Here is a 24,632-nt window from a genome sequence, read left to right as displayed (position 1 = left end):
CATTATGGATATCAAACAACTTAAATATCTCATCGCACTTGAACAGACCAAACACTTTGGTCAAGCCGCCGCATTGTGCCACATTACGCAGCCTACTTTGTCCATGAGAATCCGAAGCTTAGAGGAAGAGCTCGATCTCGAATTAATCCAAAGAAGTCAAAGATTTGAAGGATTTACTGAAGCCGGAGAACGCATTTTAGCTTGGGCAAAAACCGTCTTAGCAGCTCATGATGGATTGCAAGCCGAAGCCGCCAACTGCCGTGGTCAGTTGGTAGGCTCTCTTCGGCTTGGAATGGTGCCACTCGCCAGCCAAAACCCTATGCAATTGCTTAAACCATTAGCTCAACAGTTCCCTGAGTTACGCTTTCAAATACTCTCCATGACGACCGAACAGATCATAGACCAACTCAATCGCAATCAACTTGATTTGGGGATGTGTTATGTCGATCAAGTCAACACCGCTTACTTCGATGTTATCGAACTAGATTCAACCAAACTTGGCGTTTTATTCGATGAGCGTCATTTTGATTTTGCCGAATCTGAAGTGTTGTGGGAGTCACTCAATAACATTCCGCTAGGGCTGCTTTCGAAGGGCATGCACTATCGCCACTCCATTGATCTTAGCTTTGTGAGTAAAGGGCTGGTTCCGCAAACCGTCATTGAAAGTAACTCCACCTTTCACTTGATCCAAGCAGTAGCCAGTGGCCTTTGTTGCGCCATTATGCCGCTGAATTGTGGATTGGAAGAGTTGAACGATACGCTTCGCATTATCCCTATCGAAGAAGCCGCCGTTCACGCCCCGCTAGGTTTGTTAAAGCGAAAACAAGAACCCTTCTCCGCGCTAACCGATCAGTGCTTCGCAGAAGCAAAAAACATATTCAATCGATAACAAGAATCCACACGTCAATTTTTGGCATACATAACGGCTTATGAGGTGATTTCATGAGATGTACTACTCAATCTTATTTAGAACTGTCCGATTTCAATCAAGCACCACCTCAACCAAGTGCGTTCAATTACCGAGAATTGATTGATGGCCGCCCAGTGCAACAAATGTCGCTGGCGAGTGAATCCGCCTTAGCTATCAGCTTTAACGGCATTAGCCAAGCGGTCATGATGGTGACGCCAGGCCATCTGGAAGACTTCGTGAAAGGATTTAGCCTAAGCACAGGCATCGTCCACGATTTCAAAGAGATTAAAGACATTGAAATTGGTGGCGATCACGAATCTCACTATGCGGAAGTGGAAATCAGCAACCGCGCTTTCTGGGCGCTAAAAACACAACGTCGGAATCTTGCAGGCACAACCGGATGCGGCATTTGTGGCGTCGAGGCTCTGGAACAAGCTTTGCCTGATTTAGCACCGCTAACACCGTCTCTTCCTCCGCGCTCCGATGTATTCGAAGGGCTGCGAGACAAAGTCGCACTGCATCAAGAAGCCGCACGTGAATCTGGCGCGCTACACGCCGCTTTATTTTCAGATTTACAAGGCAACATCAAGTTGTGCCGAGAGGACATCGGCCGTCACAACGCGCTAGATAAGTTGATTGGCGCATTGGCCAACAATCACATCGAACCTCAAAGTGGCTTCGCAATCATGACAAGCCGTTGCAGCTTAGAGTTGATCCACAAAGCCGTTCGCGCGCGTATCCCCACTCTGGTTTGCTTATCTGCACCTACAGCGTTAACTGTCGAATGGGCAAGAAGAAACCATTTGAACCTAATTCACTTACCAAAACACGGCTCGCCGCGTCTATACAGCCCTGCGCCTTAACACGTCAACCTAGCCGAATTCCTAATATTTCTAACAGAGACCTCTGGGTCTCTGTTGTTTGCTTCTCGTTCCCAATTGATACTTAGCGACAAGACACTATTCTCTCCAACCAAACGTGCTCACCCCTTGTCAGCACTAAGCTTGCATATATTAACCTGCTTGCATTTGAACGCTTTCCAATCCGATAAGAACCCTGTCAAAAACCCATAAATTAGTAAGGATTTTGTGTGACTCTTTTCACGCTTTTCCGCCTTCCTAGGCATTTCTAGGAATTTTTCCTAGCCGATCTAGGCAACCATCTCATGTGCCTCACAAAACCACTCTCTAGAATTCCGCTCAGTCAAAGGTAACAAGAGCACATAACGGTCGCCGTTGTGTTTCTAAAACAATTACAAGAGAGTTCATCATGTTAAAATTCCTCGAACAGGTGCGGAAGCCGACCCTCGATCTTCCTGTCGAAGTTAGAAGAAAGATGTGGTTTAAACCGTTCATCCAATCTTACTTGGTCGTATTTATCGGCTACCTAACCATGTACTTGATTCGTAAGAACTTCAATGTCGCGCAAAACGACATGATCTCAACTTACGGTTTGAGCATGACAGACCTAGGTCTTATTGGCCTTGGCTTCTCCATCACATACGGCATCGGTAAAACCGTTGTCTCTTACTACGCTGACGGTAAGAACACCAAGCAATTCCTCCCTTTTATGCTGATCCTTTCTGGTCTTGCAATGCTTGGTTTCAGCTTCAGCATGGGCGGCGGTAGTGCAAGCCTGTTCTTGATGGTGGCTTTCTACGCTCTGAGTGGTTTCTTCCAAAGTACTGGTGGCCCTTCTAGTTACTCAACCATTACAAAATGGACACCTCGTAACAAACGCGGCTCTTACCTAGGCTTGTGGAACATGTCACACAACGTTGGTGGTGCGGGCGCAGCGGGTGTTGCTCTTTTCGGTGCCAACTACCTATTCGACGGCCACGTAATCGGCATGTTCGTGTTCCCTTCTATCATCGCGATCATCGTTGGCTTTATCGGTATGCGCTTTGGTAGCGACTCACCAGAAGCTTACGGTCTAGGTAAAGTAGAAGAACTTTTCGATGAAGCAGTGAGTGAAGAAGACACCGCCGCTGAAGAAAACCAGATGACCAAAAAAGAAATCTTTGTTGAATACGTTCTTAAAAACAAAGTTATCTGGCTACTTTGCTTTGCCAACATCTTCCTTTACATCGTGCGTATTGGTATCGACCAATGGTCAACGGTATACGCGTACCAAGAACTTGGTCTGTCAAAAGAAACGGCAATCTCTGGCTTTACTCTGTTCGAAGTCGGTGCGCTTGTGGGTACTTTGATGTGGGGTTACCTGTCTGACCTAGCAAACGGTCGCCGCGCATTGGTTGCTTGTGTGTCTCTTGGCTTGATCATCGTATCGCTTGAGTTCTACCAGCACGCCACTAGCGAGTTCATGTACTTGGCCTCACTATTTGTATTGGGCTTCTTGGTGTTTGGTCCGCAACTTCTTATCGGTGTTGCCGCGGTTGGTTTCGTCCCTAAAAAAGCAATCAGTGTGGCTGACGGCGTAAAAGGTACATTCGCTTACCTAATCGGTGACAGCTTCGCGAAACTTGGTCTCGGTATGATTGCAGACGGTACACCTATCTTCGGCTTAACAGGTTGGAAAGGTACCTTCGCAGCCCTAGATACCTCCGCCATGATTTGTATTGTTTTGCTTGCTTTCGTCGCTATCGCGGAAGAGAAGAAGATTCGACACGCGAAGAAGCTTCAACTTGCACAAAACCAAGCCTAGCTTCTCTGCGCGCTTTACTTCGGTAAAGCGCGCAAGATCATTAAAAAGCATGGCTCAATTCAGTATCATTAAAGATTTTTCTATTAGCTCCTGTTGGAGCTTATTGTTGTTAGTCGTCTGCTCTATTTGGTTGTAATAATGATTCATGTTGCTCTAGTTGATGATCACGTCATCGTGCGTTCAGGTTTCGCACAATTATTAAATTTAGAAAGTGATATTACCGTTGTTGGTGAATTCGGCTCTGTCGCCGAAGCGCGAAAAGGGTTGCCTGCGGTACACCCACACGTCGTCATCCTAGATATTTCCATGCCAGATGAAAGCGGCTTAAACTTTCTCAGCGAAATACCAACTGGCATTGCCTGCGTGATGCTTAGCGTGCATGACTCCCCTGCGATGGTGGAAAAATCACTAAAGCTAGGTGCAAAAGGCTATCTTAGTAAACGCTGTAGCCCAGATGAACTTATTCAAGCCGTGAGAACCAGTGCTTCTGGCGGCTGTTACCTCACATCAGATATTGCACTTAAACTTGCAACGCCTAGCGACAACACCACCTCTCTATGCCAACTGACAAAACGTGAAAACGAGGTATGTCAGCTACTTGCCACTGGGTTGGATGTAAAGTCTGTCGCGGCAAAGCTTGGCTTGAGCCACAAGACTGTGCATGTTCATCGTGCGAATGCCATCGACAAACTCGGCGTGAAAAACAACGTTGAGCTCGCCAAACTATTTTCTCATGAGTCCTTTTAATGCGAGCTTATGCTGTTACCACCATTTGCGGACTTTTTGTTATGGCTTGCGCCTGGTTCTGCTTATGGGTGATTGCCTATTACTTTGTCAATGATCCCGAGCTGGCGATCTTATTGTTTCCTTTCGCTTTACGATTAGGTGTCGCCCTACACACTCGCACCGCTTATTGGCCAACGATTTATCTTTCAGAGTGGTGGCTTTCCATCGCACTTGCGATCTTACTGGGTCAACCGCAGTGGCTTACCGTGCTGATTGCGAGCATTGCCAGTATCCCGGTCACTCTGATTGCGAAAAAATACTACTACGGTGACCAAAACCGCCACTTAGCCGTCATGGGCATTGTGATCATCATTACCGCCTTCATCAACGTAATGGCGGTCGGATTTCACGTGCCTTCTGTTTACATGGTATGGCTGGCTAGCATTTCTGGAGGCTTGCTCGTGGTGCCTATGTGCTACCTGTTGTGGAGCTATTTGTTCCAAAGTCGTTGGTCTCCGCTTAGCTCTCTCCTACTTAGTAATGCCGTTGTATTTCAGGTACGTCATATCGTGCTTTATGCGCTGCTTTTGATCGGCAGTATTTTGGTGCAAACCAGCTTGCCTGAAGAGCTAAAACGATTTGCGCCATTTTGTATGGCTATCCCAATCATCGTGTTGGCACTTCGTTACGGCTGGCAAGGAGCCCTGCTCGCCACCATGCTCAACAGCATTGCGCTGATTGCGGCTCGCAGCGGCGTATCAAATCTAGAAATCACCGATTTGTTATTATCTCTCTCGGCGCAAACCATCACCGGCATTATGCTCGGCTTAGGGGTTCAGAAACAAAAAGACCTCAATCACAAACTGCGCGGCGAACTTGCACGCAATCAGAATTTGTCTCGCCAGCTTATCAAAGCGGAAGAATCGGTAAGACGCGATATTGCGCGCGAGCTACATGACGAAATCGGCCAGAACATCACGGCAATCCGCACACAAGCCAACATCATTAAGCGGGTAAATAACACAGAAACACGCGTAGGTTGCGCCGACATGATCGAAGGGCTTTCCCTCAACGTGTACGACACCACTAAGCGACTGTTGAGCAAGCTAAGACCCAAAATGCTGGATGATTTGGACTTGAAAGAATCCGTCGAGCAACTGACGCGAGAGATGGAATTCGCCAATCATGGAACAACTGTTCAACTGAACTGGCAAGGCAATTACACCAGCGTGAGTGACACACTCAAAGTCACCCTATTCCGTTTATGCCAAGAGTCATTGAATAACGCCGCCAAGTACGCAGGAGCGCAGTTGATCAATATTGAGCTGACAATTGGAGAAACGGCGGTGTCACTAATGATTCACGATGATGGTGTCGGCTTCAAAGTTCAGGACAGCATGAAAGGCATGGGCGTTCGCGGCATGCAAGAGCGTGTGCACGCGTTAGGTGGAAAAATGGTTATCTACTCCACCAGCGATCAAGTGACTGGCACACAAATCAGCATTACTTTACCTAAGGTGTAACTCAAGATGTTTGGATTTTTACGTTCACCTAAATTTACTCAACCGAGTCTGAGCAACGAGCAAATCGACCAGCGTTACCGCCATTGGCGTTTGCACATTATGTTGGGGATGTACATCGGCTACGCAGGTTTCTACTTTACTCGTAAGACCTTTAACTACGCCGCACCAGCGATGATTACCGATCTTGGCTTAGATAAAGGCGATTTGGGCCTTATCGGTACGCTTTTCTACATTACTTACGGCTGCTCGAAGTTTATTTCCGGTACGATTTCAGATCGCTCTAACCCTCGTTATTTCATGGGATTAGGATTGATTGCGACAGGTCTGGTCAATATCGCGTTCGGTTTTTCTAGCTCACTCGCGGCTTTCATTACTCTGTGGATCTTAAACGCCTGGTTCCAAGGCTGGGGCTGGCCTTCATGCTCCAAGCTGTTAACGACTTGGTATTCACGTTCCGAGCGTGGCTTCTTATGGGCGATTTGGAACACCGCACACAACGTTGGTGGCGCGCTGATCCCTATTTTGGTGGGCTATTTAACGTTGCACTACAGCTGGCGTGAAGGTTTTATTCTACCCGGCATCATCGGGGTATTACTCGGTCTATTCGTTTGTTGGCGATTGCGCGACAAACCCACAACAATGGGTTTACCAAGTGTCGGCCGATGGCGCAACGACGCACTAGAACTTGCGCAGGAAAATTACGGACGTGGCCTCACCTACCGAGAAATTCTAAAATCGTACGTATTTAACAACAAATACATCTGGCTGCTCGCGTTCAGTTATGTGTTGGTTTACATCGTCCGAACCGCAATCAATGACTGGGGAAACCTGTACTTGACCGAGCAGCATCACTATAGCCTGATTAACGCCAACGCTGCTCTGTCGATGTTTGAAATCGGAGGTTTTGTTGGTTCATTGGTTGCGGGTTGGGGCTCAGACAAACTCTTTGGCGGTAACCGTGGGCCAATGAACTTGCTGTTCGCGATTGGGATTTTTTTATCTGTCTCTGCGCTTTGGCTGATGCCCCTGACCAACTTTGCGTTCCAAGCCGCGGGATTGTTCTCCATCGGCTTCTTTGTCTTTGGGCCACAAATGCTGATCGGTATGGCGGCGGCGGAGTGCTCTCACAAAGATTCTGCCGGCGCGGCAACAGGATTCGTTGGCTTGTTCGCCTACATGGGCGCTGCATTGTCTGGCTATCCACTGGCATTAATTCTTGAAGAATATCATTGGACAGGTTTCTTCATCACCATTTCAGTTTGTGCAGCCGTCATTGGCCTTTTGTTGCTGCCATTTTTGCAAGCGCAACCTTCACGAAAACCACTCGAACCAAAACCTCGGTTGTAAATCGACTTATCGCCCTCGGGCAAATTGGCGAGTGACCTAACCGCGCTCGCCCTCCTTATTTAACGTATCTCTGCTCAATTTTTCTTCCGATTCAGTTCGGAGGGTTAACTATGGGAAAAATTCATGAATTTGAACACTATTTCATCGCATAGCTTCTTTCAAATGAACAACAAAATCCAAAACTACGCTTGGGGAAGCACCTCTTCTATTCACGATTTGTTTGGCTTTTCTAACGAAACGAATGAGCCTCAAGCAGAAGTATGGATGGGTACTCACCCAAACGGCTGCTCTGAAGTTCAGGTTGAGCAAAACACGCTGCCTTTGTCTGAACTGATCAAACAAAACCAACCCGCTTATTTATCATCAGAAACCGCAGCAAAATTTGGCGACCTGCCCTTTCTGTTTAAAATCTTAGCGGCCGAACATGCACTGTCGATTCAAGTTCACCCAAGCAAACAAGATGCCGAAATAGGCTTCGAAAAAGAACAAAGTGCCGGGATCCCACTAAACGCAAGCCATCGTAACTACAAGGATCCAAACCATAAACCTGAGTTGGTGTACGCGCTGACAAGTTACCAAGCCATGAACGGTTTTCGTTCGTATGACGAGATTATTGAGGCATTTGGCCTTTGCGATATCGATGAGCTACGCACACCGCTAGATGCATTCAAACGCGAAATCAACTCACAAGGTTTACGCGATTTCTTTGTGCACATTCTGACCATGGAAGGAGAAACAAAAGAGCGTGCACTGAAACAGCTTCTTGCCCACGCTTCACGTCAATCGGAGCAAGGCACTGACAGCGACGTTTTCCAACTCATCTTGGATCTATCCACTCAATACCCCGGCGACGTCGGCTTGTTTGCACCATTGCTGTTGAATGTCATCACGCTGCAACCTGGCGAAGCGATGTTCCTGAGCGCAAGAACGCCACACGCTTACATTAAAGGTACTGGATTAGAGATCATGGCGAACTCAGATAACGTTTTGCGTGCAGGACTCACGCCGAAACACATGGATGTTGAAGAACTGGTTAAATGCACAGATTTTGCGCCTAAGCCGTTTAACAGCCTTGTTCTAGATCCTAATGCCAATGGTTGCCAAAGCCTTTATCCGGTCCCAGTGGCAGACTTTAGCTTCAGCATTCTAAACCAACCGAACAATGAAGTGGTTGATGCCAATAGCGCAGAGATTTTGATGGCGATTGATGCCGACCTGACACTCATCAGTGATAACGGTGAGACGTTAACCGCCGCGAAAGGACAATCTGTATTTGTTCCTGCTTACGTTGGCCATTACCGTATTCAAAGTGCGGGACGTGTGGCTCGCGCATTTAACTAACTTCTGAATAACAGATTCAAGCTAGCGTCTGACCCAAGGGATTGGGTTAGACAATTTATTCCTTTCATAGATTGAACCATTCCGCTTTTAAGGCAATCATGCTTATCCCTTGTCGACTCCAGACACTCACAGTCCAATTTCTCTAAGAGCCATAACCTCCCGGCTCTGCCATTTACTGCAACATTCATTGTCAAAACCCATTTATTTCTGGTAACTCCTCCGCTCCAATATCAAATTACTTGGATAACAAAGGCACTCACACAGTGGTATTTGTTGCAAAACGTATAATCAACGTTGTAATCAAAGCCCTAATCACTACAATCTCTGGTTCGATTTTTCAGTTAACGTTTGTATGCCGAAGTTAAACCAAGATAACCCTGTTCAAAGCTCCGCCCTTTCCGATATCGAAACCAGCAGTAAGATTCAATCGGCATTAGAACCGAAGTTTCACAAGCCAGAGAAACGTCTCTGCTTAAGCCCTGGCCTATCGGATAAGCATTTGGCGCGCCGTTGGCAAGTATTGGAACACATGACCAATAAAGATCATCTCCTTGATCCTTTCACGCAGTCACATTGCGATGCTTACTCCAACAACATCGAGCACTTCATTGGTACTGTTAATGTGCCGGTCGGCATTGCAGGCCCTTTGCGCGTCAACGGCTTGTATGCGAACGATGACTTTTTGGTTCCGCTTGCAACGACAGAAGCCGCGTTAGTCGCTTCCTACAACCGTGGCGCAAATCTTATCACCGCCGCTGGTGGCGCGAGCGCATTGTTACTAAGTGAAGGGGTGAGCCGAACACCAGTGTTCGCCTTTAATAACCTTGCCGACGCTGGCCAGTTCGTCAGTTGGGTTGTGACCCAGTTTGACGTATTTCGTCAAATTTCGGAATCCACCACCTCACATGGCAAACTCAAAGACATCAATGTAAATATCGAAGGAAACCATGTTTATTTGGTCTTTGAATACGTGACTGGTGACGCTTCCGGACAAAACATGGTGACCATCGCAACAAACGAAGTGTTCCATCATATTTTGGCGACCAGCCCAATCAAACCAACTCAAGCATTCTTGGATGGCAACTTATCAGGCGACAAAAAACCAAACGCGCACACACTGCGCTCAGTACGCGGTAAGAAAGTATCCGCCGAAGTGACCATTCCTGCTGAGTTAGTGGAAAAATATCTGCATACGACGCCGGAGTCTATGGTTCAATTTGGCAAAATGACCACAGTGGGCGGTTTACTCAGCGGGACAATTGGCGTCAACGCGCATTACGCAAACGCCCTTGCCGCGCTGTACATTGCTTGTGGTCAAGATGCCGCTTGCGTTGCAGAGTCTGCCATTGGAATCACTCGTATGGATGTGGACGCTCAAGGCAACTTGTACGCGTGCGTGACCTTGCCAAACATCATGGTGGGAACGGTTGGCGGTGGTACTGGCCTTCCAACGCAAAAAGCATGTTTGGATATTTTGGGTTTGCTCGGCAACGGCAATGCGAAAGCGTTAGCCGAAGTCGCAGCTTCGCTTTGTCTGGCTGGCGAACTCTCGATTGTGGGCGCATTTTGTGCCGATCACTTTTCTCGTGCTCACCATAAGCTTGCCCGAAAATAACCTTTGTTGCTTTGTACAAGAGAACATCCGTGTGGTTTTCTCTTGTGCAAACCAATGGACTTTATTTATTGGCTCAATAATTTCTTGAAACTAACTTAAGCCTTAACAAACATACCAATCTCTTGTTAACAGTACTTTAGCTGTCCCCCTTATACATCCATTGCGATATCTCTGCTTGTTACTCTTCATTGGCCATATTTAATATCAGTATCTTAGAAAAAGTAGCATCAAAAACCTCTAGCACTATAGTACCAAATTCATCGTTTGAGTTTTTTGTTCACCACTTATAGCTACTATACTCGCCTATGCAGCTGCTTGATTTTCATAAATTTACTAAACAGCTCAAAAGAGCTTAATAACTCCCGTTAAATGGACTTAAATCGTTACTTCGGGTAAGCGAGTTAACTATGAGACGTCAGAAGCTAAATAAAATCTCTGCTTGGGTACTAGGATTGGCTATCTTATTGCTGAGCCATGTGTCTAATGTATCAGCACAAATACAGCAATCCCCATCCGATCAAACCGTTGCGCGTTTTCTCTATCAAACCTCTTTTGGACCAACACCTGCGTTAATTAATGAGGTTAGGGAAAACGGGTTAGAGGATTGGATACAGAAACAAATCAACCTGCCAGCAACCTACCATCAACCACTTTATCAAACGCCTTTTTCTAAAGGCCTACAGTCAAACCGAGAAAATGCTTGGTATCAAATTGTTGTTACTGCTGAAGATCAGCTCAGACAGCGAACGGCTTATGCATTGAGTCAGATCGTAGTCGTTTCTCGTTATGGCGGCGTTCTTTCCAGCAAACCTACAGGGTTAGTGAATTACTACGATCTGTTGGTTGAGCATGCGTTTGGCAACTACCGAGACCTGTTGTATGACGTTTCCATCCATCCAGTCATGGGGAGCTATTTGTCTATGCTCGGTAGTGCAAAAGAAAATAGTGCGACAGGAACGCTTCCCGATGAGAACTTTGCTCGAGAGTTAATGCAGTTATTCACTATCGGTTTGTATGAACTCAATTTAGATGGCAGTAAAAAGCTAAACCACGCAACAGGCAAACCTATCCCCACGTACAATCAAACTGATATTCAAGAGCTCGCGCGAGCATTAACTGGATGGAAAAATTCCGACATCGCATTCGTGAAACCGATGCGAGTTATCAGTCAAAGACACGACACCGGCGAGAAGCGATTTCTAGGGAACGTGATCCCATCGGGTCTAACCGCACAAGAAGAGCTTTCAAAAGTGATTGATATGTTGATGTCTCACCCAAATGTTGCTCCATTTGTTTCAAAGTTACTTATCCAACGTTTGGTCAGTTCAAATCCAAGCCCAGAGTACGTCGCGCGTGTTGCTACGATATTTAACAACAATGGGGAAGGAGAAAAAGGCGATCTAACCGCCGTTGTTCGAGCCATATTGCTCGACCCTGAAGCATTAGGGATGACGGATACCCCGCCTATAAAAGTGAAAGAACCGATACTGGTCCTGACTAATTTTCATCGAGCATCAGGTTTTACGGTTAAAGGATCACGTTACGAAGACGCAACAACGATGATGAACATCGCTAATCAAGGGCCGCTTCGTTCTCCTTCCGTGTTTAATTTTTACTCTCCAGACTATCAGCCGTCTAACGAGTTTACGGAGTCTGGTATTAACTCTCCAGAGTATGAACTTCTCAATTGGTCTGTTTATACCGATTTGGTCAACTATATGTTAACCAGCACTCGTAGAGGAGGTGGTGATTCCTACCACTTCGATCTTAACGAGCTTTATCTTCTTCTAGACGATCACCATGCCTTAGTCGAATTGGTTAACGAGCGTTTCTTTGCTGGAACGGCTTCTGCTGAATTGAAAGAGCTCATGCTCACCGCGCTGAATGATTATCGTGAGGACTATGTGCCAACAACAAAACTCGCTCTAGTGATATTTACCGCCATTTCTGGCGACGAATTTTATATTCAGGATTAGGAGTGAATTATGGATATTTCACGACGACATTTTATACAAAGCACGCTATCGATGGGCGCACTAGCCTCTCTTAGTCTGCCAGGTTACTCTCTCGCAGCGCCATCTAATGACTTTCGAGCATTAATATGTGTGTATTTAGCTGGCGGAAACGATGCGTTCAACACCGTACTGCCATTATCGGAGGCGCACTATCGTCAATATTCCAAAGTCAGAGGGCCACTCTCTGTCGCCAAAGAAGACATACTCCCTATCAATTTGAGTGCTGTCGATAGCTCAAATCACCCAGTGAAGCTCGGCTTACACCCAAAGTTAAATGCGTTAACTTCCGTTTTCGAACAAGGCGATGCCAGCATCGTGCTCAATAGTGGCATTCTCAACCATCCCGTCACCAAACAAGCTATTGAGCAAGGTGAAGCATCACTTCCCGAGCAACTGTTTTCTCATAATTCTCAAACAGACGCTTGGTTACTTGGTGGAATGAGCGAGTCTAAAAATCTTGGTTGGGCTGGCAGAATGTTGGATGTATTAAACTCTGAATCAGAAATAACACCGCTATACAGTGTGCATGGCAACTCGCTTTGGTTACGGGCAATGGAACACCGCCAAACTGTCCTGAAAAAAGATCGCGCGGTTCAGCTTACCGCGATTGAGAACCCGCTATACAAGGGGATCTATGATCGCCTTCTCTCTCATCAAACTGACAATCCATTTAATGGTCATTTTAATTTGATGGTTGATGAGTCGATGGTAATGAGCAGTGTACTGAGCGAGCAACTCAACCACATTGCTGACGAGCCGCTGTTTACGTCATCGACGCTCGGCAAGCAGATGCAAACCGTGTACAAATTGATAGCAAGCCAAGATGTCCTGAAGCAGCAACGACAAGTCTTTTTCGTTAAACACTCTGGGTATGACCTACACGATTCGCAACTGGCACGTCATCCAGTGTTACTTGAGGATCTCGCGACAAACCTTTTGGCAATGTATCGTGCGGTCGAACGGTTAGGGCTAAACAAGCAAGTCACCTCTTTCACTATGTCTGACTTCGGTCGACGGATGATGAGCAACGGAAATGGTACTGATCATGGCTGGGGTGGCCATCAACTATTAATTGGAGGCGCGGTAAATGGGAAACAACCTATCGGTACATGGCCGGAACTAATACTGGGCGGAAACGATGATTACTCTCAAGGCCGACTCATACCCAAAATTGCCGCTGATCAAGTTGGTTCAACACTAGCACAGTGGATGGGCGTGAGTGATAACGCTGCACTGGAATACGTCTTCCCGAACATCCGTAATTTTACTCATTCAAACCTGGGTTTTATGGCTTAAGATATTTTTCAGGTTAGCTGTAGAACGCATCATCAAATAAGGGAGCCTCGCGCTCCCTTACCCATCTTATGTTTGCAGAGTGTCCGTTACACCTCGTCGCGACGGCGTTCGTTACACAGCTTAATGGCACGCTCAAGTAATTCTAACGCGGATTGCTCACATTCAGGCAGAACCGCATCACTTTCAGAAACTGGCGTTACGCGGTCACCCCATTTCAATACTGCCGCACCCCATGTCAAACCTGCACCAAACGCAGCAAGAAGCATATTATCACCTGGGTTAACTCGACCTTGCTCTACCGCTTCACACAATGCAATTGGCACCGTCGCAGCTGAAGTATTGCCATAGTTTTGAATGTTAACAAACGCTTTGTCGTGCGGAATTCCAGACAGGTCACACAAGGTTTGAATAATACGAATATTCGCTTGATGCGGAATCACAACATCGATTTGGTCCGTCGTTAACTGTGATGCTTTCAGTACGGTTTTCGCAGCTAGCCCCATGCCTTTTACTGCACGTTTGAAAATTTCTTGTCCTACAAAGTTGAAATCCCAGTAACCGTTGTCTTCCGCAAAGCGATCCATACAAGTACCAAACTTTGGTACGGACAGAATATCGCGGCCTTTTGCGTCACAACCGATTTGAGACTGTAGTAAACCCGTTTCTTTTTCCGTTCTTGATAACACAACGGCGCCCGCACCATCACCAAATAGAACAGCGGTATCTCGCATTGCCCAATCGATGTAGAAAGACAATCTTTCCGCACCAATAATGATCGCGTTACGATAGTTACCTGATTGAATCAAACGTGTGCCCGTTTCTAGGCCATAGACAAATCCCGTACATGCGGCATTTAAGTCAAAGGCAGCGGCTGCACGAATACCTAGGTTCTGCTGTACCTTAGACGCGATATTTGGAATCAATGAATCTGGTGAACAAGTCGCCACAATGATTAAATCCACGTCTGTTGCATCGACGCCTGCTCGAGCTAATGCATGTTTAGCAGCAACGGTCGCCATGTCTGACGTGTTTACATGACTAATACGGCGGTTTTCGATACCAGTGCGGGTACGAATCCACTCATCGGAAGTATCGAGGAAAGTGCTAAGATCATCGTTAGAGAGCACGGCTGGCGGAACACATTTCCCCCAACCTGTAATTTCAGCGTAGTAATTTGTCATCGCAGACCTATTTATTGTTGTATTTTAATAAAATTTCTTAGAACCTTAGGCTCAAATACAAACCTGCGCTGCGTTATTTCGGCAGGTTAAAAAATAAGTATACAAATAATGAGGCTGACTGGTAAGTCATGTTTTCATCAATACGTAATAAAGGAAGAAGTCATGTCATCGTTTAAAACTCGCTGCCCTTCGTGCGGCGGTCTAAATCGTGTCCCTAATGAGCGCGTTGCCGAATCTGCAACTTGCGGTAAATGTAAAAGTGCACTTTTAGACGGCTCGCCTATCGAAGGTACACAAGATAACTTTTCTGCTCTATTACAAAGTGATATGCCTGTTGTAGTAGATTTTTGGGCCCCATGGTGCAACCCGTGCGTTGGTTTTGCTCCTGTTTTCTCTGATGTTGCTCATGAGCAAGCCGGAACGGCTCGTTTTGTTAAGATTGATACCGAAGCTCAACAACAACTTGCGACGCAATTTGGTATTCGCAGTATTCCTACCATTATGGTTTTCAAGAATGGTCAACGCGTTGATATGATCAATGGTGCGTTACCTAAAACTCAATTCGATCAATGGTTAAATCAAGCACTTACTAAATAATCTTCCACGCCAACCTTGTTTGTAGGTTGGCGTTTTTATGCAACTTATCAACCTATCTAGTTAACAAATATTATTTATCGAAACGACTTAAATTTATCATTTTACTTGCCTAACTATTAGCCTCATATTCGCGCCGAATAACCCTTAGATTTCATTTAACTTATAGGCGCAAAACAGTGGAAAACACAGTCGTTCCTGCAGCATCACCACGAGTTACAGTTCCAGTCGTCGCACTGTCTCTTTATGCGGTGGCTTCGGGCTATTTAATGAGCTTGATCCCTCTCATGCTCGGTGAATACAACATCTCAGCAGATTACGCGAGTTGGTTGGCGAGTGTGTTTTATGGCGGCTTATTAACCGGTGCTATTTTTATTGAACGTATCGTACGTCAAGTTGGTCACCGTAACGCGTTTATTGGTTGCTTGGCCGTATTTTCGCTAACTATCGTCACACTACCCGTGTTTGCTAACGGATTGATGTGGCTTGCCGCTCGCTTTATTGCGGGTATCGCGGTTGCTGGTGTTTTTGTCATTGTTGAATCTTGGCTAATGTCTGGAGACGAAGCATCGCGTGCGAGACGTTTGAGCTTGTACATGCTATCGCTTTATGGTGGTTCAGCATTAGGCCAGTTTGGTATTGGCGTGCTTGGCGTAAGTGGCGGCGTTCCGTTTATTGCGATCACGACGTTGATCTTAATGGCGATGCTGGTGCTAATGTTCATTGAGTGTGAGCAGCCAAACAGCCATGAATCAACCGCTTTATCATTTAAGCAAATTGCCAAACTAAACCATGCAGCAATTATTGGTTGTGTTGTTTCAGGTTTGACCTTAGGCGCGATCTACGGATTAATGCCAGTTGAGTTAACTAACCGTAAAATTAGCCATCAAGACATTGGTACATTGATGGCGCTAGTGATTCTAGGTGGCATGCTAGTTCAACCAATGGTGACCGCGTTAAACAAATACATGAGCCGCACAGTGCTAATGGCGTTTTTCTGTATTTTGGGTATTTTTTCGATCGGTATGACGTTTATTTCCTCGTCAGCCGTGGTATTGGCTGCTGCATTGTTCTTTTTAGGTGCAGCTACTTTTGCTTTGTACCCGATTGCAATCAACTTAGGTTGCGAAGGTCTTGATGAACGCTTTATTGTCTCTGCGACACAAGTCATGCTGTTTAGCTACAGCATCGGCTCTGTTGCTGGTCCTGTTGTCGCTGATAAATTTATGGGCCAAGAACACGGCTTGCTAGGCTACTTGTTTGCCGCTTTGGTTGCGACTGGCGTATACATGCTACTTGCTGCGAGCAAAACCAAGCAGCGTATGGCCGCTGGCCTCTAACCACGCCGCTTCTACTCAACGAAAACGAGGACATGTCGCCCTCGTTTTTTTATTCTTCGCATTTTTGTTTAGATAAACGCTTGTGACGGTTTGACGCGTTCGCTGCAGGCTTTTCCGGTACCATGCGCTTTTCATGAAGCAAATGACGAACCGCCAAGATGGGATGTTTCAGTAACATTCTGGGGCCAGAGTAACGCATGACCAAACGCATTTGTTCTTTCGGCTCTGGTTTGTAGCAGTGAATCGGACATTTATTACACGTCGGTTTATTCTCTCCATAAGGACAGCGGTCGAGGCGCACTTCTGCGTATTCAAGCAGCTCACGACATTCTGAGCATAAGTCACGTTTTGTTCCATGATGGTCATGACAGTAAACCTCTACCATGGCTTTTACTGTCTTAAATTCAGTGGCGAGTTTGCCAAGTAAAATATCGCTCATGCGCTATCCAAAAATCACAACATCATTGTGTAAAGTTCTAACGTGCGGCCATTATCAAATTGCTGCTCAACTCGTTCAAACTCAAAGCCCAGTTTTTTGAGCAAACTTATACTACGAATATTGTCATTATTGGTGATGGCAACCAAATTATCGAGTTTCATTTCCTCTCTAGCGTATTCCAGCACTGCGGTTGCAGACTCCGTTCCGTAGCCGTAGCCATAAGCGGAAGGTAAAAATCCATATCCGAGATCATAGTGTTGTAATGTGTCACGTTTAACCAACCCACAAATCCCGATGGGTTGCCCATCTTCTTTCTTCTCTACAACGAGTAAACTCACGCCTTTAATTTGTTGCATGCGTAGCATGTTTTCTTTTATGTAACGCGCCGCTTCATATTCGGTACGAATTTGTTTGTCTCCGACAAAACGGTAGAAGTCTGGGTGGTTATAAAGTTCTAGTATAAATGGTGCATCATCTACACTCACAAGACGCAGTATCAAACGTTCGGTGTACAGTGTTTTCATTTGGGCTCCATTAAAACGCGATAGATGATTGGACATAGGAACGTACTTGAATTTTGCGACCGATACCGGCGCTTATTTAGTTGTAACTTGATAAAAAAGTAACTATCCTGCCTCGCTAAATTAAAGGACCACAACCATGAACCGCAAGAAGAAAATCAATCAGATCTTGAAAGCGAAGCAGAAGAAGCATAACGCTAAGCTACATAAGAGCAATAAGCCGCGTTATATCTCCAAAGCTGAACGCGCGAAAATGGAAGCTGAAGAACAAAACCAAGCTTCAGAACACACGGAAAACGTTGTAGACACAGCGCAGACAGATCAAGCCTAAAAGAAAAGCCGCTTCAAGCGGCTTTTTTGATATTCGGAGATAGTTAGCTTTAGTATTCGACACTGTAGTTCAGTGTGAATGTGCGACCTCTTCCTTTGTAGTCGTACGCTGCAGCATCGTAGTGTGCTGCATAAAGAATCTGCGCACGTTGTCCCCAAGCGGTTGTGTAGTCTTCGTCAAATAGGTTTTGAATACCAAAACCTAACTGCCCGATAGGTAGTGTTACGTTACCAAGAAGATCAAACGTAGTGTATCCATCTAGTTTATTGTTTGCGTCATCTTCGTAATCAAACATCGTCTGGCTTTGTAAACGTACTGAATAGCCATCCTGATAGTAAGCCGCCCACGCGTTCGCTTTTGATGTACTTGCTTTACCCGCGCTTAGATCTTCCCACTTACCGTTGGTTTTAAGCTCAGAAACCACATAGTGACCTGATGCACCTAACAAAATATCACGGTTTACCCAGTAGTTAATGTTTGCTTCGGCACCGTATACACGTTGCTCGTCATCAACATTGGTGATTAGGAGCGTCTTCTTGTCATACTTGATTGAGTTATCCGAAACCGAGTAGTAACCCGCCGCTTGCAGTGCGACAGTATCCGTATCTAATCGGTAACCAATTTCATAGCTGTCCGTTTTGATGCCCGACATTTTTGAGTCAGATACATTAATGCTATTGTTCAACGCGTAGTGACCATTTGCATCCGCGGCATCGTAGCTACCTTGGCCGTAGTACTTTGCAGGATCAGCGAGTTCGAAACCTTGAGAGAAGTTCGCCCAAAGCTGAGATTCATCGTTAAGCTGATAAATGGTGCCCAAATTAAATAAGCTCACAGAGTAGTCAGTGCTGCCACCTGGTACCGCATCCGCTGATACACCATTACCCGATGCGATCTTCTTTTGTATACTATAGGCAACAAAATCATCAATCTTATTGTCCATGTATTGGTAGCGGTAGCCTGCTTGTACTGACCAATCTTGATTGATTTGGTAATCCCCTTGGACAAACATTGCGTAAGACGCCACATCAACATCTGGGTAACGCCCCACTTCGGCATAGGTTCGATTAATTAAGTTCCCAGAGCTGTTCGCAATGGTTGGATCGAACAGAGCCTGGTTACTTTCAAAACGGTCTAAGTACGCATCGACACCATAAACAAGTTTGAATGACTCCCAGCTTTTAGCTAACGCTAAGCGCCCAGCAAAAACTTCTGTTTTTTGTTGAGAGGCACTTTGGTAATAAGGAGTAAAGGTTTGGTCTTCACTACGGTAAGATAACTCGCCTATCAGTTGATGACCGAATACGCTGTCGTGAGCGTAGTTCGCACTTAAGAGAACTCGCTCTGTACCATGTTCACGGTCGGAATCGAACCCCTCTCGTACATCAACAAATTTATTGTTAACAATGTACAAACCGTATGGCGAATCTTGCTGGCTGTCATAGTATTGTGCGACAAAGTTTAACTTGCTGGCATCGGAGATTTGAATCTCGGTCGATCCCATAACATCGAGCGTTGAATTATACTGCAAGGAGCCCTGTGAAATGTCTGGGGTGACAATGTCGCCATTTGCGTCAAATGCACCTTGTGTCTCGGTGTACACAACCGAACCTCTAGCGGTAATTCGCTCATTACCACCCGAGATAGACTGAGCGAGTTTGTAATCAAAGTCATCGCTGCTGTTAAAACCTGTAGTGCCACTCATGTAGGATTCAAACGACAAGTCATCCGAGTACGCTTTCTTGGTGATAATGTTAATAACACCACCAGTAGCGCCTGCACCATAAATGGAGGTTGCACCAGATAGTACTTCAATTCGCTCGATGTTGAATGGGTCTATTGCGTCTAACTGACGACTAATCGGGCGAGAAGACTGTAACGAGACACCATCAATCATTACCAACATTGCTCTACCGCGAAGGTTCTGACCATAGTTAGTTCGACCACCGGTGCCGACGTCTAAAGAAGGGATGGTGGCAGAAAGAATATCACCCAGTGTCTTGCCCGCACGATATTGCTGAGCAATCTCTTCTTGGCCAACAAACCAAACCGTTCCTGGAATATCGGAGATCGATTTCGGCATCACACTGCCTACAACAACCAATTGCTCATCGCTCGGAGTCGATGTTTGTTGAAGATCTTCTGCTGCTATTGAGCTAACTGCGTATCCACTGCTCATCGCAAGTACGATGAGATTGAAAGAAAACGTCCTTTTCATCATTGTATTTATCTTTTTGTTGTCAACAAGAGTATGCAATGATACTTATTCTCACTCTCAAATCGAGCACTGTTACACAAGTTAAATAAATGTTAATTAAGAACCTTCTTGCTGATAAGCTGTCGATTTTCCTCTAAACGAGGACAATCTGCACAAAGCTTTCTGCCTTCACACTTATAGACTAAACAACAACTTTTTCTTACTAACTTTAGCGGCTGATCAGATTCCGTCTCATGAAGTGAGCGGCTATTATCAACATCCAAACCCATTGCGCTTAGCCACAAGACCGCATGCTCCTGAAGTGTCGAGTTAGTCATTTGCGGAAAGCGCTGTTGGAGACGAATTAAACAAGCCATGATTCCGTCCGACATCAATTGATGGGTGAAGCCAGGACGAATGCGTGTCCATTGACTCATCTCTTGTTGATAGAAGTCGAACAGTTCTCGGATTTGACGCCCCGCCTCTTTTATCAACGCCTCTGGCTCGCCATGTATATGCGCTTCGTCGGAGAATCGGTACCCAGAAACAAAACAAGGTTTGAGGTGCTGCGCTATCTCGCGAATGTTTGGCAACGTGTGGTAACCGTAAATAGAGATGAATGCGACATAAACTGGCTGCCAACAAAGTAAATCCCACGTTCTTGTCAACCAATATGCTTTTCCCGCTTCCGGATGAGCCTCCGAGATTTGCTGGTAAAGGCCTTGGATGATCGGGTTGATATCATTTTCGATATGGATAGCTTCTTGCCCTATCTCGCCGATATCACCGTGTAGGTAAGGTGTTATCTCACTCGAAGTTTGAAACAGTTGCGGGAAAAATTGCTCAGACATGATGGCTTATTGTAGTTGTATTCATTCTGACACCTTTATACCCAAGCACTAATCGCAATGCAAACTATTATCCTTTGCGTTTTCATAACAAAGAAACACTCTTAGGGTTAGCTATGACTGTATTTCCGCGTTCTGTGAAACTGTAAGGTCTGGTTACGTATGCGATGAATAGCAACAAACTCTTAAACCTCTTCGCATTTAACGCTCACATGATCGCAAAAATACACAGCATAAAAACACCCTGATAAAACTGTGTTAACAGTTCACCTGTGTAGCGTGAGTTATTGCCAATAATTGAATATTGCTGTTTCTTATCCAGCGGATTGTGAACAACATGAAGTATTTTCTTTCTGAATATCGAGACAATACAAAGAGGTAATTTGGCTATGTAGCCCTCTGTTTTGAATAAGGAAATCCACATGTTGTATCTTGAGTTTCTATTTTTGCTCGTGATGCTGTATATCGGCTCACGTTATGGTGGTATAGGCCTTGGGGTCGTATCCGGAATTGGCTTGGTGATTGAAGTCTTCATCTTTAAGATGCCGCCAACCTCTCCTCCTGTCACCGTCATGTTGATCATTTTAGCGGTGGTAACATGTGCTTCCATTCTTGAAGCCGCTGGCGGTTTGAAATACATGCTGCAAGTTGCCGAGCGTGTGCTTCGTAAGAACCCAAAACGCGTCACCCTTATTGCTCCGTTCGTGACTTACTTTATGACCTTCCTACTTGGTACAGGTCACGCGGTTTACTCTATCATGCCAATCATTGGCGACGTTGCGCTTAAAAACGGCATTCGTCCAGAGCGTCCTATGGCTGCCGCTTCTGTCGCCTCTCAAATCGCAATCACAGCCTCGCCAATTTCAGCGGCCGTAGTTTACTACTTGGCGCAACTCTCTGATATTCAACACGAGATCACTCTGCTCTCAATTCTGCTCGTTACTGTACCTGCAACCTTATTCGGTACGTTGTTGATGTCACTTTACAGCCTAAAGCGTGGTAAAGAACTAGACGACGATGAAGAATACCAAGAGCGTTTGAAAGATCCTGTGTGGAGAGAAAAAATCCTCAACACAACTGCAACGTCTCTTGATGAAGTACTACCAACAAGTGCTCGTAACTCTGTATTGCTGTTCATTGCATCGATCTTGGTTATCGTCGTTATCGCGATGTGGCCAGACATTCGTACCATCGTAGATGGCTCGAAGCCAATCAGCATGGCGGTTGTGATTCAAATGATGATGCTCTGCTTCGGCGGTATCATTTTGCTTGCGACCAAAACTGACCCCCGTGACGTACCAAATGGGGTGGTATTTAAATCTGGTATGGTGGCGGCGATTGCTATCTTCGGTATTGCATGGATGTCAGATACCTACTTCCAGTACGCTATGCCTCAATTTAAATCCGGCATCGTAGAGATGGTAACCAACTACCCTTGGACATTCGCGCTTGCGTTATTCATCGTGTCGGTTGTGGTGAACTCTCAAGCTGCAACGGCTCGCATGATGCTACCTGTTGGTCTCGGCTTAGGTTTGGAACCTGCGCTGCTTATCGGCTTGATGCCAGCGGTATATGGCTACTTCTTTATTCCCAACTACCCTTCAGATATCGCGACTGTGAACTTCGATACCTCGGGCACAACTAAGATTGGTAAGTGGTACTTCAACCACTCATTCATGTCTGTGGGCTTAATCGGCGTGATTGGTGCGTGTTGCTTGGGTTACTTGCTAGGGCAAATGATCATTCCTTCGTAACTAGCCAAATCAACGATAAATTAGAGGCGAGTCATTGTACGTTTTCGTACAGCCTGAGTGACTCGCCTTTCTTTATTGCACTATTAACTACAGCAAGAAATCGTCATCAATCGCGACAAAATTGTCGGCACAATCAATCAGAGTTTGAGATGTAAGTTTAGGTACACCATAAACGGTCACCGTTTTATTGAAGCGCTGCTGAATTCTCTCTACTAGCAGACTAAAGTCTCCATCTCCCGAAACTAGAATCACTTCCTCAACTTCGGGAGCAATTTCAATTGCATCGAGAGTAATACCCACATCCCAATCGCCTTTCGAGCTGCCATCACGACGCTGGATGTAGGGTTTAAGCATCACCTCAAATCCAACACCGCGTAAAATGTGATGAAACTGACGTTGTTTTGGATCGTTACTCGCGATGGCATAAGCACGAGCACTTACCACCTCTTTCCCTTGTGTGGCGACATACCAAAACTGGTTGTAATCAAAATTGCTTCGATACGCTTCGCGACAGGTGTAATACACATTCTGTACATCAACCAAAATGGCGATTTTTTGTTTGCTTTCCGAACTCATCTATTTCTACGCTCAATTTATTTGCTGCCTACCCTATGCCAGTTTTGGAAAAAGCACAATGAGCCAATTCCACTAAACTTAACGTATAAAAAGTTATTTGGGTTTCTAGGGGAACTGTCATGGGCGGAAAGTTACTAGTGATACTGCTTTCTTGTATCTTGTCATCGACAGCATTTGGTTATCCAGCGCACTCCAAATACTGGCCACATAGAAGTGTGCTCTACTTTGCGCCGGAAAATGATGAATACGTCAAACAATTCTTGCTAGAAACACTTATGAATGAGTGTGAGTTGGAAGACAGAGATGTCGTCACACTGGTCATTACAGAACAAGGTTATACCTTTCCTGCTTGGCTTAAAGAAGAGTTCGACCTAAAAATGCTAGCTCGTCTTTATGCGGTCGAAAAAGGTTCTCATACTGCTATTTTGCTTGGTAAAGATGGTCTAGAAAAGCACCGTTGGGGCGCAGAAACAGACTGGCCGTTTATCAACAACCTCATTGATCAAATGCCTATGCGTAAGCAAGAAATGCAGAGGCAACAAAGCCCCTGTAAAATATAGTCACTTCTGGGCAGTATTACTTTGCGAACCAATCCAACTTGTTGTGAAGTTGAGTCACGCTGCCAACCACAATCAATGCTGGGCTCACGGCTTGCTCTGCCATGATCGATAGCTCGTTCAACTTTCCTTGGAACACGCGCTGCTCTGGGCGCGTACCGTTTTCAATAATGGCGCATGACATCTCAGGATCTAACCCATGAGTGATCAGCTTATCCATAATATGGCCGCTTTGCTTCAACCCCATATAGAACACAAGTGTGTTGTTGGATTGCGCTAGTGAATGCCATTCAATCTCACGCCCATCTTTTTGTACATGACCAGTGATAAATTGAACACTTTGAGCATAGTCACGGTGCGTTAATGGAATACCAGCGTATGCCGTTGCACCCGCCGCCGCCGTAATACCAGGAACCACTTCGTATTTGATGCCAAATTCGGCTAGCTCTTCTAGCTCTTCACCACCACGGCCAAAGATAAATGAGTCCCCACCTTTTAGGCGCACAACGCGTTTACCTTCTTGCGCTTTCTGCACCAAGATTTGGTTGATTTGATCTTGAGGCACACAGTGAAAGTCTAATTTTTTACCTACGTAGATCATCTCTGCTGATGCGTGAGCCAATTCAAGAATGTCTTTCGACACCAATCGGTCGTACACCACAACTTCAGCCGCTTGAATGGCTTTTAAGCCTTTTACTGTGAGCAAATCAGGATCACCTGGACCTGCACCAACAAGAGAAACAAAGCCGCTGTTTAAAGATGAGTTAACAGTTGTCATATCAACGCCTATCGAAAATTTGGACATAAAAAGTAACACTCAAGTCATTAATTCAAGGTTAAAATCACCCCAAGGAGTT

General features: G+C 45.6%; 22 protein-coding genes. 15 read left to right on the top strand and 7 right to left on the bottom strand.

Annotation, left to right across the window (positions count from 1 at the left end; translation table 11 throughout):
• Positions 1-4: 4 nt before the first annotated feature.
• The 10 genes from R7070_RS16285 (at position 5) to R7070_RS16240 (ending at position 13,437) form a co-directional block, all read left to right on the top strand.
• Entirely contained in the window at positions 5-889 is an 885-nt protein-coding gene (locus R7070_RS16285) for a LysR family transcriptional regulator (protein ID WP_017820178.1), read from the top strand.
• Positions 890-942: 53 nt separating this feature from the next.
• On the top strand, positions 943-1,773 hold the full coding sequence (fdhD, locus tag R7070_RS16280) for a formate dehydrogenase accessory sulfurtransferase FdhD (RefSeq protein ID WP_256900052.1): 831 nt from the start codon (positions 943-945) through the stop codon (positions 1,771-1,773).
• Positions 1,774-2,179: 406 nt separating this feature from the next.
• Complete coding sequence (gene uhpT, locus R7070_RS16275; RefSeq protein ID WP_021707729.1) at positions 2,180-3,574, top strand: hexose-6-phosphate:phosphate antiporter; 1,395 nt, start codon at positions 2,180-2,182, stop codon at positions 3,572-3,574.
• A 138-nt stretch (positions 3,575-3,712) separates the two neighbouring features.
• Positions 3,713-4,321 carry a transcriptional regulator UhpA gene (gene uhpA, locus R7070_RS16270; RefSeq protein ID WP_256900051.1) on the top strand — a complete coding sequence of 203 codons (609 nt, stop codon included), beginning with the start codon at positions 3,713-3,715 and terminating at the stop codon, positions 4,319-4,321.
• On the top strand, positions 4,321-5,823 hold the full coding sequence (gene uhpB, locus R7070_RS16265) for a signal transduction histidine-protein kinase/phosphatase UhpB (RefSeq protein WP_064376966.1): 1,503 nt from the start codon (positions 4,321-4,323) through the stop codon (positions 5,821-5,823). Before uhpA ends, uhpB begins: the two co-directional genes overlap by 1 nt.
• A gap of 6 nt (positions 5,824-5,829) precedes the next feature.
• Positions 5,830-7,170, top strand: coding sequence for an MFS transporter (locus R7070_RS16260; RefSeq protein ID WP_033907046.1), 1,341 nt, complete (start codon positions 5,830-5,832; stop codon positions 7,168-7,170).
• Positions 7,171-7,293: 123 nt separating this feature from the next.
• Positions 7,294-8,511, top strand: coding sequence for a mannose-6-phosphate isomerase, class I (manA, locus tag R7070_RS16255; protein WP_033907045.1), 1,218 nt, complete (start codon positions 7,294-7,296; stop codon positions 8,509-8,511).
• A 352-nt stretch (positions 8,512-8,863) separates the two neighbouring features.
• Positions 8,864-10,126 (top strand): hydroxymethylglutaryl-CoA reductase, encoded by a 1,263-nt coding sequence (locus R7070_RS16250; protein WP_033907044.1) that lies wholly within the window; start codon positions 8,864-8,866, stop codon positions 10,124-10,126.
• A 407-nt stretch (positions 10,127-10,533) separates the two neighbouring features.
• The gene (locus R7070_RS16245; RefSeq protein WP_033907043.1) at positions 10,534-12,102 is read left to right on the top strand and encodes a DUF1800 family protein; all 1,569 of its coding nucleotides are present in this window, start codon (positions 10,534-10,536) and stop codon (positions 12,100-12,102) included.
• 9 nt (positions 12,103-12,111) lie between these two features.
• Positions 12,112-13,437, top strand: coding sequence for a DUF1501 domain-containing protein (locus R7070_RS16240; RefSeq protein ID WP_033907041.1), 1,326 nt, complete (start codon positions 12,112-12,114; stop codon positions 13,435-13,437).
• A gap of 86 nt (positions 13,438-13,523) precedes the next feature.
• Here the strand turns inward: R7070_RS16240 and R7070_RS16235 are convergent, their stop codons facing one another.
• Entirely contained in the window at positions 13,524-14,618 is a 1,095-nt protein-coding gene (locus R7070_RS16235) for a ketoacyl-ACP synthase III (RefSeq protein ID WP_033907040.1), read from the bottom strand.
• Between the two features lie 162 nt (positions 14,619-14,780).
• Between R7070_RS16235 and trxC the strand changes: the two genes are divergently transcribed.
• Complete coding sequence (gene trxC, locus R7070_RS16230; RefSeq protein WP_005387991.1) at positions 14,781-15,215, top strand: thioredoxin TrxC; 435 nt, start codon at positions 14,781-14,783, stop codon at positions 15,213-15,215.
• 176 nt (positions 15,216-15,391) lie between these two features.
• Positions 15,392-16,552, top strand: coding sequence for an MFS transporter (locus R7070_RS16225; protein WP_017634647.1), 1,161 nt, complete (start codon positions 15,392-15,394; stop codon positions 16,550-16,552).
• A 49-nt stretch (positions 16,553-16,601) separates the two neighbouring features.
• On the opposite strand, the gene R7070_RS16220 is transcribed toward R7070_RS16225, so the two are convergent.
• Entirely contained in the window at positions 16,602-16,991 is a 390-nt protein-coding gene (locus tag R7070_RS16220; protein ID WP_005387988.1) for a nitrous oxide-stimulated promoter family protein, read from the bottom strand.
• A gap of 14 nt (positions 16,992-17,005) precedes the next feature.
• The gene (locus R7070_RS16215; RefSeq protein ID WP_318141250.1) at positions 17,006-17,515 is read right to left on the bottom strand and encodes a GNAT family N-acetyltransferase; all 510 of its coding nucleotides are present in this window, start codon (positions 17,513-17,515) and stop codon (positions 17,006-17,008) included.
• Positions 17,516-17,651: 136 nt separating this feature from the next.
• On the opposite strand from R7070_RS16215, the gene R7070_RS16210 reads away from it, so the two are divergent.
• Positions 17,652-17,843: a DUF2986 domain-containing protein gene (locus R7070_RS16210; protein ID WP_005376066.1), complete on the top strand. Its 192-nt coding sequence runs from the start codon at positions 17,652-17,654 to the stop codon at positions 17,841-17,843.
• A gap of 49 nt (positions 17,844-17,892) precedes the next feature.
• On the opposite strand, the gene R7070_RS16205 is transcribed toward R7070_RS16210, so the two are convergent.
• Both R7070_RS16205 and R7070_RS16200 read right to left on the bottom strand, forming a co-directional pair.
• Entirely contained in the window at positions 17,893-20,064 is a 2,172-nt protein-coding gene (locus R7070_RS16205; protein ID WP_085569014.1) for a TonB-dependent receptor, read from the bottom strand.
• Positions 20,065-20,153: 89 nt separating this feature from the next.
• On the bottom strand, positions 20,154-20,891 hold the full coding sequence (locus R7070_RS16200) for a siderophore ferric iron reductase (RefSeq protein WP_054575961.1): 738 nt from the start codon (positions 20,889-20,891) through the stop codon (positions 20,154-20,156).
• A 419-nt stretch (positions 20,892-21,310) separates the two neighbouring features.
• Between R7070_RS16200 and R7070_RS16195 the strand changes: the two genes are divergently transcribed.
• Complete coding sequence (locus R7070_RS16195; protein WP_005376060.1) at positions 21,311-22,642, top strand: anaerobic C4-dicarboxylate transporter; 1,332 nt, start codon at positions 21,311-21,313, stop codon at positions 22,640-22,642.
• An 87-nt stretch (positions 22,643-22,729) separates the two neighbouring features.
• On the opposite strand, the gene R7070_RS16190 is transcribed toward R7070_RS16195, so the two are convergent.
• Complete coding sequence (locus tag R7070_RS16190) at positions 22,730-23,218, bottom strand: NYN domain-containing protein (RefSeq protein WP_005387978.1); 489 nt, start codon at positions 23,216-23,218, stop codon at positions 22,730-22,732.
• A 119-nt stretch (positions 23,219-23,337) separates the two neighbouring features.
• On the opposite strand from R7070_RS16190, the gene R7070_RS16185 reads away from it, so the two are divergent.
• Positions 23,338-23,778, top strand: a complete 441-nt coding sequence (locus tag R7070_RS16185) for a DUF4174 domain-containing protein (protein ID WP_017820187.1) — start codon at positions 23,338-23,340, stop codon at positions 23,776-23,778.
• A gap of 16 nt (positions 23,779-23,794) precedes the next feature.
• On the opposite strand, the gene cobA is transcribed toward R7070_RS16185, so the two are convergent.
• Positions 23,795-24,553 carry a uroporphyrinogen-III C-methyltransferase gene (gene cobA / locus R7070_RS16180; RefSeq protein WP_054575960.1) on the bottom strand — a complete coding sequence of 253 codons (759 nt, stop codon included), beginning with the start codon at positions 24,551-24,553 and terminating at the stop codon, positions 23,795-23,797.
• Positions 24,554-24,632: the final 79 nt, after the last annotated feature.

Source organism: Vibrio sp. 1557, assembly GCF_033340175.1.
In the GTDB taxonomy this organism is placed as follows: domain Bacteria; phylum Pseudomonadota; class Gammaproteobacteria; order Enterobacterales; family Vibrionaceae; genus Vibrio; species Vibrio alginolyticus.
This window is presented reverse-complemented; position numbering and strand designations above follow the sequence as displayed.

Coding starts and splice junctions, on each gene's coding strand:
- manA (WP_033907045.1), top strand. CDS start 7,294: ATGAATTTGAACACTATTTCATCGCATAGCTTCTTTCAAATGAACAAC.
- R7070_RS16185 (WP_017820187.1), top strand. CDS start 23,338: ATGGGCGGAAAGTTACTAGTGATACTGCTTTCTTGTATCTTGTCATCG.
- R7070_RS16190 (WP_005387978.1), bottom strand. CDS start 23,218: ATGAGTTCGGAAAGCAAACAAAAAATCGCCATTTTGGTTGATGTACAG.
- R7070_RS16210 (WP_005376066.1), top strand. CDS start 17,652: ATGAACCGCAAGAAGAAAATCAATCAGATCTTGAAAGCGAAGCAGAAG.
- uhpT (WP_021707729.1), top strand. CDS start 2,180: ATGTTAAAATTCCTCGAACAGGTGCGGAAGCCGACCCTCGATCTTCCT.
- R7070_RS16195 (WP_005376060.1), top strand. CDS start 21,311: ATGTTGTATCTTGAGTTTCTATTTTTGCTCGTGATGCTGTATATCGGC.
- R7070_RS16260 (WP_033907046.1), top strand. CDS start 5,830: ATGTTTGGATTTTTACGTTCACCTAAATTTACTCAACCGAGTCTGAGC.
- R7070_RS16245 (WP_033907043.1), top strand. CDS start 10,534: ATGAGACGTCAGAAGCTAAATAAAATCTCTGCTTGGGTACTAGGATTG.
- R7070_RS16285 (WP_017820178.1), top strand. CDS start 5: ATGGATATCAAACAACTTAAATATCTCATCGCACTTGAACAGACCAAA.
- fdhD (WP_256900052.1), top strand. CDS start 943: ATGAGATGTACTACTCAATCTTATTTAGAACTGTCCGATTTCAATCAA.
- R7070_RS16240 (WP_033907041.1), top strand. CDS start 12,112: ATGGATATTTCACGACGACATTTTATACAAAGCACGCTATCGATGGGC.
- cobA (WP_054575960.1), bottom strand. CDS start 24,553: ATGACAACTGTTAACTCATCTTTAAACAGCGGCTTTGTTTCTCTTGTT.
- R7070_RS16220 (WP_005387988.1), bottom strand. CDS start 16,991: ATGAGCGATATTTTACTTGGCAAACTCGCCACTGAATTTAAGACAGTA.
- R7070_RS16205 (WP_085569014.1), bottom strand. CDS start 20,064: ATGATGAAAAGGACGTTTTCTTTCAATCTCATCGTACTTGCGATGAGC.
- R7070_RS16250 (WP_033907044.1), top strand. CDS start 8,864: ATGCCGAAGTTAAACCAAGATAACCCTGTTCAAAGCTCCGCCCTTTCC.
- uhpB (WP_064376966.1), top strand. CDS start 4,321: ATGCGAGCTTATGCTGTTACCACCATTTGCGGACTTTTTGTTATGGCT.
- uhpA (WP_256900051.1), top strand. CDS start 3,713: ATGATTCATGTTGCTCTAGTTGATGATCACGTCATCGTGCGTTCAGGT.
- R7070_RS16215 (WP_318141250.1), bottom strand. CDS start 17,515: ATGAAAACACTGTACACCGAACGTTTGATACTGCGTCTTGTGAGTGTA.
- R7070_RS16200 (WP_054575961.1), bottom strand. CDS start 20,891: ATGTCTGAGCAATTTTTCCCGCAACTGTTTCAAACTTCGAGTGAGATA.
- R7070_RS16235 (WP_033907040.1), bottom strand. CDS start 14,618: ATGACAAATTACTACGCTGAAATTACAGGTTGGGGGAAATGTGTTCCG.
- trxC (WP_005387991.1), top strand. CDS start 14,781: ATGTCATCGTTTAAAACTCGCTGCCCTTCGTGCGGCGGTCTAAATCGT.